The sequence below is a fragment of the Mesorhizobium temperatum genome (assembly GCF_002284575.1).
In the GTDB taxonomy this organism is placed as follows: Bacteria; Pseudomonadota; Alphaproteobacteria; order Rhizobiales; family Rhizobiaceae; genus Mesorhizobium; species Mesorhizobium temperatum.
On the sequence record NZ_NPKJ01000039.1, the window covers coordinates 25,672 to 37,820 of the forward strand.

A 12,149-nucleotide genomic window follows, 5' to 3' on the forward strand; every position below is an offset into this window, starting at 1 on the left:
TGACGGTCAGCTAAGGATTAGACCTGCCAGCAGAACCGTAAGGATAAGCGACAGCGGAACGGCAAGAAGGCCGCACACCTCCAAAGTGTTGGTTTGCCAAGAGTTCATGCGAGCCTCCCATCTGAGTTTGTTCGGGCAGGCCGGGACGGCAGTTCCGCGTAGCCGTCGAACTTGACCTCATGGCTCCAGCCGTCGCCTTCGGGAGGCTTGTCCACAAGGGTCGGCATCAACGGCTCGATGAACTTCAAACGCATGAACGGCACTCACGGAACGCGATTCAATCCGCTGAGTTACATTAGGTTCCACGAATGAAGGAAGCCTGCCATGGATCGCGAGCGCGTAAGGGAAAAACGGCCCACAATGGCAGCGAGCGACCGGGCCTCAAACTGATCCGCATGGCGATCGAACAGACATGCCCCGCCGGCGTCCTGCCCAGCGAGGAGGCCGTGTTGCTGCTCTACGGTCCCGAACCGATCGACGAGGCCGAAGCCCTAGCGAAGGCGATCATCGAAACCGTCGAGAAGCTGAACCGGTAGGCAAACGCGAAAAGCCCGCCTACCGCCCCAGCGGCAGTTTGGACGCCGAAACAAGCTCTTCCTCCTCCGTCACTCCAGCCATTTAATTTGCAATGATCCGGGACGCGAGCGCTTCGCGTCGCTGCTCAGATTGCCCCTCGATCTTCAGCCTGTCGAACACCCGGCCCAGTAAGGCGACCTCGGATGGATTGAAGACGCCAGCCTCTTCAGCTTTTCGATGGATCGGCATTCAACCCTCCACCCCGATGACACCCGCGCAGCTAATCCCAATCAGGCACGACGCAAAGAAAAAAGCCCGCTGCGTGGGCTTGAGAGCAACGGGCAGCGGGCTTTAGCCCGGGGGGCGGCGGGCGTGGGAATGCCCGTCGATGTGGATCGTGGGCGCGACAGGTGACCGGGACCTTAACGGGATACCGACATATTTACGGACCGCGTGAGGCGCCTGTGGACAAAAAACCCTTTATTCCGGCAATCCCTGATCGAAATGCACGATGGCATCGAGGATCGTTCGGTAAAGACTGTCGACTTCTTCCCCAATTTCGTCGCTCTTGATACCGAGCGCCTTGGCATCGGCAATCAGCTTGTGCGTGAGTTCATCGATCGAAATGACGTCGGCTTTCGCCGTCTCGGGAACGTTGTTCGAAATCCACTTGTGCAGAAAATTGGCGCCGCGCGTGCTCATGACGATTTTAAGCTGGCACAGACCATTAGGTTCCATGCACGAGCACGCCTAACAAATGAGGTAGCGGACCCCTCAAAAGGGCGTAGCGTCCGTCAGGTCGTCCGTTCCATCCCGGCCCGCGGGCGCTTGGAAGTCAAAACAGGTGCTTTCGCCCATTACCAGGGAGAAAGTACATGGCTGCTAACGAAAACATTGCTCCTGCCTCCGTTGAGATCACCGAAAACATGGGCGAGTGGTTTGTCCGCGTCGTCCAAAACGGCGCGGCGCACATAAGCACTTTCGAGGTTGAATCTTACGCGCGGGCTTTTGCAGAAGGGAAGCGGCCAAGTCTAAGGCATCCCGCGGGCGCCAATGAGAATAGGGAATAGCCGCCGTGGGCAAAGGTCGCGCCAACCCAGACCCTCAATCTTACGATCACCCATACGAGGCTGGCGTCTTCGCGCAAAAGCACGGTCTCACGCAGAAATCTGCTGAGGTGATACTTTTTGCCAACGGACCTTCGACGATTGCCTGCGATGCTGCGGCGCGCGCATTTCAGCAGGCGGTGGCGTTGAGAAACAAACAGTGGCAACGCGATAGATACTAAAGTCGTCTCGGAAATGCCGACATCATCCTACGACTGCGGCCGCCCCAACCAGTCGAGCGGGTCTCAGTACCTTTGCCCGGAACATATTGAAGTTGATGGTGTTGATGAGGCACCGAGAATTACCCAACTCGGACTTTTCGTTTTGCGCCTTGCCTCTTCGGGTCGGCGCGGTTTTCCAGCTTGGAGGAGTTCTCAGTGGTTGATCGAGATACGACCGGCCAGGATGTGCCATGTTCGACTGCCTGATCATTGGCGGCGGGCCGGCCGGTCTGACGGCCGCAACCTACCTTGGACGATTTCGGCGGCAGGTGGTGCTCGTCGACGCAGGCGAAAGCCGGGCAAAGTGGATTCCGTCGACGCACAACTGTCCTGGCTTTCCGGATGGCATCACGGGCACCGACCTGCTTGGACGCCTGCATTCGCAGGCCGTCCGGTATGGGGCAAACCTGGTCGAAGACACGGTCCGATCCGTTCGGCACGCTGGGGCTAACTTCATAGCTACTGCCTCGCTTCCTATTCGAGCTCGCACCGTGTTGATGGCCACAGGCATCGTCGACAAGCTTCCCGACATTTCGAATGCCGCCGACCTGATCAAGGCGGGCACCTTGCGGCTGTGCCCCATCTGCGACGGGTACGAGGTGATCGACAAACGTGTGGCCGTAATCGGTCCATTGAAAAATGCGATGAAAAAGGCGTTGTTCATGCGGACCTTCACTCGCAACCTCACCCTACTGATGACGGATCCCGAAACCGGGGACGACCCGCACGCTCTTGCGATGCTAGCGCGCGAAGGGATCGAGGTCGCAGCGTGTACCCGAGATGCAATTCGCGCCTCCGGCCCAGATGCAATTGTCGAGTTCTCCGACGGGAAAGTGCTCGCGTTCGATACCATTTATCCCGCAATGGGCTGTACTATGCGGTCGCAGCTGGCAGTCGAGCTTGGTGCAAAATGTGATGAGGTCGGTAATCTCGTTACGGACTCGCATCAGCGTACAAACATCCTGGGCCTCTATGCTGCTGGCGATGTGGTCGACGAGATCAACCAGATCGCCGTGGCATTCGGCCATGCAGCGGCGGCCGCAAGTGACATTCATAACTACCTGGCTAATAGCGACCGAGATGCCTAGCGCGTACCCCTTCCGTCTCGCAGAGCAGCCGGATCTGCCGCACCCCAGCTCCCTTCCGACGGGCCGTGATGCTCTTTCGTGATGCTACTAGTGGATTGAATCCAACGTCTGGTGCCCTCGGTTTGCGGCTGCGATGATTTTGTCGGGGTCGGCTTTCCAGCGGAAGGGTTTGGGGTCGGTGTTGTGGTCGGCGAGGTATCGGTTGATGGCGGCCTGCCGATCGACGACGCCGACGAAGGCGCCGCGTCTGAGGCGTCGCTTGGTCAGCGCGGCGAAGAACCCCTCCACCGCGTTCAGCCATGAGGCGCTAGTCGGCGTGAAGTGGAAGGTGACGCGGGGATGACGGGAAAGCCAGGCGATCACCTTCGGGTGTTTGTGGGCTGCATAATTGTCGAGGATGTGGGTCCCAATCGGCTTCTGTGTCGATCGAAAGCGCCCGAACCTCTATGCCACGTTGCGCAGCCATGAATTTAATGCCCATGACTGGACAGCTCCCAAGCGCTCCAAGAATATAGAATCCAGGCGAAGGGCCTTTACGCGTGCAGTTACGAATGGGCATCCCAAGGAGGCGGCCATGAGGAGCGATACCGAATATCTACGTCTCGCCGTGGAGATCGCCACCGAGAGCCGGGCCAGTGGCAATCATCCCTTCGGGGCGCTCCTAGTCGGGCCGGAGGGCGACGTGCTCCTTTCGTCGGGCAACACCTACGCGCGGGATCGCGGCGTTGGCCACGCAGAGGCAAACGTGGCCCGCGCGGCCGCGCAGCAATACGACCCGACCTTTCTCGAGCGATGCACGCTGGTGACCTCGGTCGAGCCGTGCTGCATGTGCGCCGGGGCCTGTTACTGGGCTGGCATCGGCACCGTGGTCTACGGACTCAGCGAAAGGCGGTTGGCCGAGCTGACCGCAGACAATCCGGAGAATCTGACCCTCGATCTGAGCTGTCACCAGGTGTTCGCCGCCGGACGGCGCCATGTAGCGATCCGTGGCCCATTCCCTGAACTCGAAGAAGAAATCGTAAACGACCACAGGGATTTCTGGTGACAGAACCCATCATAAAGGGACTGGTGTCGATGAAGAGTCCGTAGCCTCTGCGGCGCCATTAGCTCCAGTCCTTTTGAGCGGTACTAGTGGATTGAATCCAACGTCTGGTGCCCTCGGCTTGCGGCTGCGATGATGTTGTTGGGGTCGGCTTCCAGCGGAAGGGTTTGGGGTCGGTGTTGTGGTCGGCGAGGTATCGGTTGATGGCGGCCTGCAGATCGACGGCGCCGACGAAGGCGCCGCGTCTGAGGCGTCGCTTGGTCAGCGCGGCGAAGAACCCCTCCACCGCGTTCAGCCATGAGGCGCAAGTCGGCGTGAAGTGGAAGGTGACGCGGGGATGACGGGAAAGCCAGGCGATCACCTTCGGGTGTTTGTGGGCTGCATAATTGTCGAGGATGACGTGGACGGCTTTCTTCGCCGGCACGGCTTTTTCGATGGCGTTGAGGAAGCGGATGAATTCCTGATGGCGATGGCGCTGCATGCACCGGCCGATCACCTTGCCCTCCAGCACGTCGAGAGCTGCAAAGAGGGTAGTGGTTCCGTGCCGCTTGTAATCGTGGGTCATGGTGCCGGCGCGGCCTTTCTTCATGGGCAATCCCGGCTGGGTGCGATCCAGCGCCTGGATTTGGCTCTTCTCGTCGATCGACAGGACCACGGCATGGGCCGGCGGGTCGACGTAGAGTCCACGATGTCGCGCACCTTCGCCGTAAACTGCGGGTCGTTGGAGAGCTTGAAGGTTCGGATGCGGTGCGGCTGAAGCCCGTGCGAGCGCCAGACGCGCTGGACGTAGGCTCACGCCTGCGGCCTTCGCCATCGCGCGGCCGGTCCAATGGGTCGTCTCGCCCGGCGGTTCGGCCAGCGTCAGGGCGACGATCCGTCCGGCCACTTCCGGCCCAAAGGGCTTGACGCGCGAGGGCCGGGTCTTGTGGCGCAGAAGGCCATCGACGCCTTCCTCGCAAAACCGCTCCTGCCAACGCCAGACCGCCGTCCTGCTCATCGCCGTGTTCTGCATGATCGCCATCGTGCCGAGCCCATCCGCTGTGGCCAGCACAATCCTGGTGCGCCAGACGTGCTTCTGAGGGCTGTTGCGGTCCGCAACAATGGCTTCCAGCCGGTCACGGTCCGCGGTGGTCACTGTGACAACGATCCCGGTGCGCATCCTCAAGACTCGCACGCAAAACCGCCGACGGGAATCCACATTCGGACTCGACCGTCACATTCATTCCACTAGCGAGGTCACCTTAGCAGGCCGACGGCATTAAACCGGAACATAAACCATACAAAAGAGTTGAGGGCGCCAGCAGGCATTTTTTCTCACGGGTTCGACCGCCGAATCTAGATCGCTTCACTCGCAACTGCCCAAAAGGGCTTGACTCAAAGGAACTAAGCCATGAGCACTTTCTCTCACGAAGACACCAACGTCCGTCCCAGTGTTTATGATGCCGATTCCGTTGATCAAACGATACAGCTTAACAAAGTCAGTTGGGGGGCTATTTTTGCTGGCGTTGTAGTCGCGCTCGTAGTGCAGGCCCTGCTTGCGATGCTAGGTCTAGGAATTGGGATTGCGACCCTCGATCCCGGCACATCTGATAATCCTGACGGCACTACATTCTCGATTGTTGCTGGCATTTGGTACGTCGTCGCCGGGATCATTGCTGCCTTTGCCGGGGGTTACATATCCGCGCGGATGTCTGGTAAGATCGTGCCGACCACGGGCGCTTTACACGGCCTAACTACTTGGGCATTGACCACGCTGCTTGTGATCTACCTGCTGACCAGCAGTGTCGGCAGTCTGGTTGGTGGTGTGTTCAGCGGCGTCGCCAGCGCCCTTGGCGGTACAGGTCAGACAATCGCCCAAACAGCCGCGCCAATGCTCGCAAATTCCAATCCGCTTGAGGCACTTGAGTCGCAGGTTAGGGCCACCGGCACCGACTCAGACGCTCTGAATGCCGCTGCCATGAATGCAATGCGAAGTCTTGTCATGGGAGATGCAGCCAGTGCTGACGCGGCGCGGAAACAGGCGGCGGAAGCTTTAGCGACCGCTCGAGGTATACCGTTGGACCAGGCCACGCAGCAGGTCACCAACATGGAAAAGCAATATCACGACACCGTAGAGTCGGCGAAGCAGCAGGCGATTGAAGCGGCCCAAGCCGCCGCATCGGTCGCATCGACTAGTGCCATCCTTGCTTTCGTGGCGCTTGTCCTAGGTGCCTTGGCCGGCTGGTTTGGTGGCCGCTCGGGCGTCGTCCATCCGATCTATGCTGATCGAATTTTACCTAGCCGCCGCACGACACTCCGTGACAGGGAATGAAAGTGCTGCCGAGATGAAAATTTCGCGGCCGGATCTCATTCAGATCGTGCTGCGCGAATGGCTGGAAACCAACGCCTTCCCGGTCCGGGCGATCGACGAGGAAAGCGAGACGGACGGCAGCGCGTAGGCTGGGACGCGACCTCTATGTAGAAGACCCGCCGCTACATTTGCGAAGCGACGGGCCTCCGCCCCATTCCCCCATACCTGACCATGCAAGTGCGGTGCCAGACGCATTGACCCATTCCGGGGCACCTTATGGCTTCTACACAGCGGAATTACCGCCACGTACTTCATTCGCATGTTTCGATTACATTAGATTGAGATCATATATCGCCAGCTAGGCGAGCACCCCCAAGGCTCGCTGGTCAGGCCTAGCGGTCTCCCCCCACCGCAAGCCGCTGGGCCGCTCGAACTTGCGCAACGGATGGCGCGGACTTCATGACCCGGATTAAAAGCGGGTCGATTGAATGTCGACGTTTGCCGTAAAAAGTTTCGGGCCGGAACGCTTGCTCGTCTCGACGGTTGGGATGCAGGAGATGCAGGCGTGGCCGAGAAGCCTTCTATCGCCGAAATGTTACGACGAACCTCTGACCAACTGAAGAGGATCCGGAAAGGCGTCGCCAATGGCGGTCACGTGGACCAGATGCAAGAGGTCGATGCCCTGGTGGGCCTCGCTAAAGAAATAGCCGACCGGCAACTGGCCGGGTTAGAAAGCCCGGCAGATGAAAACGATGGCTCTGTGCAAGACGGTGACGATGCAAAGGACTGAGCGTCGTCGACCGCCTCCTGACATTCCGCGATCACGGAAGTTACTTGAATCGCCACGGGCGGTACCTTCCAAGGGCGGACCCCAATCCGCCCGTCCGGCGCCCTACAGGCAATCTACCCCAACGCCCCCAAGCGGCGCCGGCCATTCAATAAATGGTCACCCTCGAAATCTTTCCGTGTGCCAAACGATCTTGCCATCGATCTTCATAGGCTTGTGGATCATCAGGCGCTTCGGCAGATGCTCGGGGTGGACCTCGAGCAACGTGATCTTGATCTGCGGCTTGCAGCGGCTGCAGTCGAACTTGAGCGACAGTGGATCGACCCCGCCGCCGTAGACCATCATCAGGTCCGCTGAACGGCAATAGCGAACATTGCCGCAGCTGCATTCCGCCTTGACGAGCATATTGTGCCGGGTCGCCTTGCCCAGCGTATCGATCGGATCGTGCGCCATCGGCCTGCCGGGCTTCGCACCCATATCCTGGTCTGCGTGGCAGCGGCTACTTTCGGTATTCTGACGATTGAAATCGTTCACGCGCCGATGTTTCTGCAGGAATCCGTGAAGGTCGATCCGATTCGTGTTGTCGAAGCGGTTACCGCTGGCGTCGCGTTCCTTGCTGCCGGATCGATTTTGTTCTCGAGAGGCGAGATCCACGGGCTGACGACCGGTGCAGGCATGTGGCTGTCTGGCGCAATTGGCGTGGCGTGCGGGCTCGGTCTGTGGCAGGTGGCGGCGCTCGGCACGCTTTTGGTGCTTGTCGTGGCAGGCCTTCTTTATAGTTTTGCAGCCAAGTCCGGGATTGGCGAGAACACCGGACAAGGAAAGCCCATGTCGGAAGAAGATGTGTCCAAGCGGCGCAAAGGCTGAGGACAAACGTCATGGAATTCGCAAGTTGCTATGACCAGAGCGGGACCGTTCTTGCGTCGTCGATCCAGGCGCGAGTTCTGTCGAACAGCTTCAGACCGCGTAAAACCCCCGCGCAAGCTGGACTCTCGCCCTCAATGGAAGCATTCTCTCTTTCGGGAGAAGGGGCGTGGGCAAAGTCCGCCGATATCAGGGTGCCAATCAGGCTGACCGGTGGCGTAAGCGCGCCGGCAGAAGAATGCCGTCACGGCGTCTCCCGCGACCGCTCTTGGGGCTGATCTTCCTCGGCGTCGCCACGCTTGCCGCAGCAGTCACTCAATTCGCGATCCAGAGCACCGCCGGCCAACAGAGCACTGCAGGCCTCCAGAGCACGATTACAAACTGGACAGAACCATTGCTTGGCCCAATGAAAGGCCGAGCGTCGGTGATCGATGGCGACACGGTCGAGATTGCAGGCCAAAGGATTCGTTTCAACGGCATCGATGCGCCAGAGAGCCGGCAGTACTGCGACGACGCGAAGGGCTTCGATTATCCATGCGGGCGCCGCGCTGCCCAAGCCTTGGACGAGTTCCTGGCAGCTTCGCGACCACTGCATTGCAGTTTTGTCGACCGTGATCGGTACGGGCGTCTTGTCGGGAACTGCAATCGCGCCGACGGCCGAAGCGTTCAGAAATGGCTCGTTGAACAAGGCCTCGCTCTAGATTGGCCTCGCTATTCGAACGGGGCATTCGCCGCCGAGCAAGTCTCAGCCAAGGCCGCGCATCGCGGCGTCTGGCAAGGCAGATTCGATCCCCCGTGGGACTGGCGGGCTGCGAACGCCGACAAGGTCGAGACGGTCAGCGAGCAATCGACCGGCTTCGGTCTTCTCGGCTCCGGTTGCAACGTCAAAGGCAACATCAGCGTGAACTCGGGTGAGCATATCTACCATCTGCCTGGCCAAGAGTATTACGACGAGACAGTGATCACGCCGAGCAAAGGCGAGCGCTGGTTCTGCAGCGAGGCCGAGGCGCGCGCGGCCGGCTGGCGTAAGGCAAGGCGGTAAAGGGTCGACGGGCAGCGTCACGTCGGCAAATATGCCAACGCGTGCGTCGTCTTCAATCCTCATCCCAGAAATCCTGCAGTGAGGCGTGGCGAAGGTCATCCTCGCCGCGCAGGTGCTTCACGCGAGCTTCCCCGGTTTGACCCACTGCGTTGCCGGCCGCTTTGGCATGTTCTTGGGCGCCGGCCCGGCGTGATCCTGGACGCGCTTCCAAAGCCGCTCCCGCATCTCGCGATTGACGCTGACGAAAGCGCTGCCGACGTATTTGCGGGTCCCTGGCTCGGCCATCAGCGCGAATGGCGGCTTTCCAGCCTCACGCTCGACGCCGAGCAGTTCAAATTCCCCGACGGTATAGCATTTCGTCTTCAGCCAGTTGGTCGAAGGGCCGCTGCGATACTTGCTGTCTCGACGCTTGGACACCATTCCCTCAAGGCCGGCCTGATCGACCAGGTGATAGATCGCCTTGGCATCGCCAGGAAGCGCCTGGCTGAACTGGATGCGGATGTCAGGCGGGATGATGCCGGCAAGGATATCGCGGCGCTCTTGCAGCGCCATGTCGCGCAGGTCGTGGCCGTTTAGGTGCAGCAGATCGAAGGCGACGAAATAGAGGTCGTGCTGGCGCCGCGTGATGGCCTTGCGCAAAGCCGCGAAATCCGACAGGCCGGCATCAGTGAGCACGATGATCTCACCGTCGATGATGGCGCTGTCCGCATAGAGCGATTTCGCTGCTGCGGTCAGGTCGCGGTATTTCGCCGTAGCGCAAGGGAATCGTAAAATCGAATTGCAGGAAAACAGCGCCCAAACACCGCAAATCCTGCAATTCCAAAGCCGTCGTCCGCATTAATCAGGATGTCAGATCAACGGCTTGCGGATAGTTCACGGCGACTCCATACGTAGGAACAAAAAAGCCCGCCCCACCTTAGAGCGCGACGGGGCGATCAAGCGTTCACCGAGCGCGGGATGGGTCGGGATTTGCCCGGTGCGCGGACCGTAAAAAATCATAGGCGACCGACTGCATCGCGTCTACCAACCGGCGGTTGGAAGGATCTACTCGGTAGCCGCTGCTTCATTTGGCGGCGCCAGTCCGCCTATTAATCCCGGCCGATCAGGACGCTTCCTGCACTTCCTCGACTTGTGGCGTCACCGGTGCAGAATTAATGACGTAGGTGTTCGAGGTCAGGTCGCTAGTAGATCGGATGATGATGCCGTCGTCTCTTAATCGGGCAAACGTCGCCCTTGCGATACGCAGGGGCTTGCCTTTGGCATCTACGGCGGTGACTTTGTTCGACCAGGGAACGTGGGTGATGGTGTCAACGCGCTTGAGAAAGCGCTTTTCCTTCTCAGTCAACTCGATCACGCCCGTTCCTCCATATCATTGGCAGCGTTTGGTTGGCCGGGTAACGCCGATGATGCGACTCCGTTCCAAGGACCCACGCGCCAAACCGGGGTGGGGAGCGAGCGGGTCCGCCGACCATCCCAGCGGCTGTCTGGAAGCTGAAAAAAGCTCTTCCTCGTCCACCACTCCGGCCATGTAGTTGGCGATATTCGGGACGCAAGTGCTTCATGCTGGTGTTCCGATTGGGCGTCAATCTTTAAGCGATCGAACACGCGGCCAAGCAGCGCCAGCTGGGATGGAGGATCGCATCTTTCCCGACACCATCCGGGACGAAATCCTACGCCGCGCCTGGAACATTAGCAGTTACTAACTGCTGTTTGAGCAGTGGGCCTACCCCCGTTTAGCCCGCTGCAGATCGGGCAGCAGGCCCGCGCTCGGAGGAGGGGCGCGGGCTTCTCCTTAGCGGTCCCCGGGGGGGCGTGGCCAAGTACGCGTGCTTCTGGAAGATAGCAATCTTGTCGGGATAGGTAATCCGGATTTCGCGTCCGCACCCCTCGCACTTGTAATGGGAAACGACCTGAAACCAGCTGCCGTTCTTGATGACGGTGAAGTTGCACTGCGGGCATTGGAAAGTCAGACCAACAGAGAACAGGCTGGGAGAGAGGGACATTGCAGCGCTTCGCATTCTGGAGAGCTTAAAGGCAGCTTGGTTAGTCCAGCGTCTCGACGACGAAGGATGCGGCAATCAAATCGTCGGCATCGATTCTGCCCTTGCCGCCCTCCATGACGGCTGCGACCTTTCGAAAGATCTTCAGTTCATTCTCGGTAATCCGGGCGCCGCGCATCCTCTTGTTGAGGTCAGTCACGCGCATTCGGAGTGCCCGGGACGCTCCAATCTCACGGTTCGACATGGTGATCACATTTCTCCTTGCTGGCTTCCCGCCGCACCTTGCGGCACGGCGGGCTGTCCTCCCAGTCGCTTAGGTCACTCGATGATTTTGATAATCTTGCGTGTGCCTGGATCAACGACAACGGTCCGGTTGTCGACCACCACGTAACGATATTTGACGTCGGGTACTTCATGAAGCTCGACCGTCTCGGGCAGCGCCGAGCCGATATTGAGCTCTACCCCAGGGATCTTCACCGATGCGAGCGGCTGCTTCTTCACATATTCCCTGATGACCGTCTCCTGCTCGGGCTCGATGATCACGTCCTGAGCGGCAGCGGCGCCGATACCTGCCAGCAGCAGAAATCCCGCGGCTGCAGTGGAACGATGCATTCTCATAAGTGCCTCCTTTATGTGAGTCTCTTGCGTTGGGACGCATCTTCGTCGCGCCAGGCTCACCAAACATGTGGCAGCCGCAAACGTTCCTCGGCTGGGCTTCGGTCCGACTCCAGACGCCTTGCCGTTGGACCTAAGTCTGACCTGTTGGGCGCAGAGGGCGAGGATGGGGTGCAGCCCGGAACCGCGACTGCCAGCGCTCGTTGCTCGCCGTACGTTCACGGGAGGAATCCATGGAGAATAGTGTCCACCAGGCTCGCTGGTTACTTGCATCGGTCTTCGCTATCTCCATCGCTTTCCTGGCAATTGGGATGGTTGTTAGCTGACAACCGGCCGACTTTAACTATGGGACTGAAGAACGAATTGATATCTGCGCAGCTACGTCCCTTCCTGCGTTGATAAGGGACCACCCGCCATTCCTCGATTTGGCGAGTGGTCCGCAATCACGGCTGACCAAGTCCGCCCAGGGGAGGCCTGTCAGCGGTTCAAGGCGGCGAGGGGTCGCGTCCCTACAGGTGGTGTAGCTCGGCGGTAGCGAAGCCGCTCGCGAGCGCGCCCTCGATAGCGCTGTAGCGAGC

General features: G+C 59.7%; 18 protein-coding genes and 1 pseudogene. 8 read left to right on the top strand and 11 right to left on the bottom strand.

Annotated features, from left to right (window positions below; translation table 11 throughout):
• Positions 1 to 104: 104 nt before the first annotated feature.
• Complete coding sequence (locus tag CIT26_RS38720; protein ID WP_425350342.1) at positions 105 to 254, bottom strand: hypothetical protein; 150 nt, start codon at positions 252 to 254, stop codon at positions 105 to 107.
• 54 nt (positions 255 to 308) lie between these two features.
• Between CIT26_RS38720 and CIT26_RS11080 the strand changes: the two genes are divergently transcribed.
• Entirely contained in the window at positions 309 to 536 is a 228-nt protein-coding gene (locus tag CIT26_RS11080) for a hypothetical protein (RefSeq protein ID WP_095492614.1), read from the top strand.
• Positions 537 to 618: 82 nt separating this feature from the next.
• On the opposite strand, the gene CIT26_RS11085 is transcribed toward CIT26_RS11080, so the two are convergent.
• Entirely contained in the window at positions 619 to 765 is a 147-nt protein-coding gene (locus CIT26_RS11085) for a hypothetical protein (protein WP_342587002.1), read from the bottom strand.
• Positions 766 to 996: 231 nt separating this feature from the next.
• Positions 997 to 1,218 (bottom strand): DUF768 domain-containing protein, encoded by a 222-nt coding sequence (locus CIT26_RS11090; protein ID WP_095492615.1) that lies wholly within the window; start codon positions 1,216 to 1,218, stop codon positions 997 to 999.
• Positions 1,219 to 1,391: 173 nt separating this feature from the next.
• Between CIT26_RS11090 and CIT26_RS11095 the strand changes: the two genes are divergently transcribed.
• Positions 1,392 to 1,586, top strand: coding sequence for a hypothetical protein (locus CIT26_RS11095; protein WP_095492616.1), 195 nt, complete (start codon positions 1,392 to 1,394; stop codon positions 1,584 to 1,586).
• Between the two features lie 448 nt (positions 1,587 to 2,034).
• Positions 2,035 to 2,931: an NAD(P)/FAD-dependent oxidoreductase gene (locus CIT26_RS11105; protein WP_095492618.1), complete on the top strand. Its 897-nt coding sequence runs from the start codon at positions 2,035 to 2,037 to the stop codon at positions 2,929 to 2,931.
• Positions 2,932 to 3,018: 87 nt separating this feature from the next.
• Here the strand turns inward: CIT26_RS11105 and CIT26_RS11110 are convergent.
• Positions 3,019 to 3,330, bottom strand: a pseudogene (locus CIT26_RS11110) (transposase); the annotation flags it as partial.
• Positions 3,239 to 3,490 carry an OsmC family protein gene (locus CIT26_RS38725; RefSeq protein ID WP_095492619.1) on the bottom strand — a complete coding sequence of 84 codons (252 nt, stop codon included), beginning with the start codon at positions 3,488 to 3,490 and terminating at the stop codon, positions 3,239 to 3,241. The pseudogene CIT26_RS11110 and the gene CIT26_RS38725, both read right to left, overlap by 92 nt.
• Positions 3,491 to 3,505: 15 nt before the next feature.
• Here CIT26_RS38725 and CIT26_RS11120 point away from each other — a divergent pair, with 15 nt between their 5' ends.
• Positions 3,506 to 3,976, top strand: a complete 471-nt coding sequence (locus CIT26_RS11120; RefSeq protein ID WP_095492620.1) for a nucleoside deaminase — start codon at positions 3,506 to 3,508, stop codon at positions 3,974 to 3,976.
• Between the two features lie 58 nt (positions 3,977 to 4,034).
• Here CIT26_RS11120 and CIT26_RS11125 read toward each other — a convergent pair whose 3' ends face one another.
• Positions 4,035 to 5,108 (bottom strand): IS630 family transposase, encoded by a 1,074-nt coding sequence (locus tag CIT26_RS11125; RefSeq protein ID WP_245319354.1) that lies wholly within the window; start codon positions 5,106 to 5,108, stop codon positions 4,035 to 4,037.
• A gap of 255 nt (positions 5,109 to 5,363) precedes the next feature.
• Here CIT26_RS11125 and CIT26_RS11130 point away from each other — a divergent pair, with 255 nt between their 5' ends.
• Complete coding sequence (locus CIT26_RS11130) at positions 5,364 to 6,284, top strand: PhnA-like protein (RefSeq protein WP_095492621.1); 921 nt, start codon at positions 5,364 to 5,366, stop codon at positions 6,282 to 6,284.
• 544 nt (positions 6,285 to 6,828) lie between these two features.
• The gene (locus CIT26_RS11140; RefSeq protein WP_095492622.1) at positions 6,829 to 7,053 is read left to right on the top strand and encodes a hypothetical protein; all 225 of its coding nucleotides are present in this window, start codon (positions 6,829 to 6,831) and stop codon (positions 7,051 to 7,053) included.
• 156 nt (positions 7,054 to 7,209) lie between these two features.
• Here CIT26_RS11140 and CIT26_RS11145 read toward each other — a convergent pair whose 3' ends face one another.
• Positions 7,210 to 7,527, bottom strand: a complete 318-nt coding sequence (locus CIT26_RS11145) for a hypothetical protein (protein WP_245319355.1) — start codon at positions 7,525 to 7,527, stop codon at positions 7,210 to 7,212.
• Between the two features lie 12 nt (positions 7,528 to 7,539).
• On the opposite strand from CIT26_RS11145, the gene CIT26_RS11150 reads away from it, so the two are divergent.
• Both CIT26_RS11150 and CIT26_RS11155 read left to right on the top strand, forming a co-directional pair.
• Positions 7,540 to 7,917: an MgtC/SapB family protein gene (locus CIT26_RS11150; RefSeq protein ID WP_425350343.1), complete on the top strand. Its 378-nt coding sequence runs from the start codon at positions 7,540 to 7,542 to the stop codon at positions 7,915 to 7,917.
• 265 nt (positions 7,918 to 8,182) lie between these two features.
• On the top strand, positions 8,183 to 8,956 hold the full coding sequence (locus tag CIT26_RS11155) for a thermonuclease family protein (protein WP_245319357.1): 774 nt from the start codon (positions 8,183 to 8,185) through the stop codon (positions 8,954 to 8,956).
• A 117-nt stretch (positions 8,957 to 9,073) separates the two neighbouring features.
• Here CIT26_RS11155 and CIT26_RS11160 read toward each other — a convergent pair whose 3' ends face one another.
• The 4 genes from CIT26_RS11160 to CIT26_RS11180 form a co-directional block, all read right to left on the bottom strand.
• Complete coding sequence (locus CIT26_RS11160) at positions 9,074 to 9,766, bottom strand: ATP-dependent DNA ligase (protein ID WP_342587006.1); 693 nt, start codon at positions 9,764 to 9,766, stop codon at positions 9,074 to 9,076.
• Positions 9,767 to 10,058: 292 nt separating this feature from the next.
• Positions 10,059 to 10,310 (bottom strand): hypothetical protein, encoded by a 252-nt coding sequence (locus tag CIT26_RS11165; RefSeq protein ID WP_095492624.1) that lies wholly within the window; start codon positions 10,308 to 10,310, stop codon positions 10,059 to 10,061.
• Positions 10,311 to 10,999: 689 nt separating this feature from the next.
• Entirely contained in the window at positions 11,000 to 11,161 is a 162-nt protein-coding gene (locus CIT26_RS11175) for a hypothetical protein (RefSeq protein WP_342587003.1), read from the bottom strand.
• Between the two features lie 113 nt (positions 11,162 to 11,274).
• Positions 11,275 to 11,574, bottom strand: a complete 300-nt coding sequence (locus tag CIT26_RS11180; protein WP_095492626.1) for a DUF1236 domain-containing protein — start codon at positions 11,572 to 11,574, stop codon at positions 11,275 to 11,277.
• Between the last annotated feature and the right edge of the window lie 575 nt (positions 11,575 to 12,149).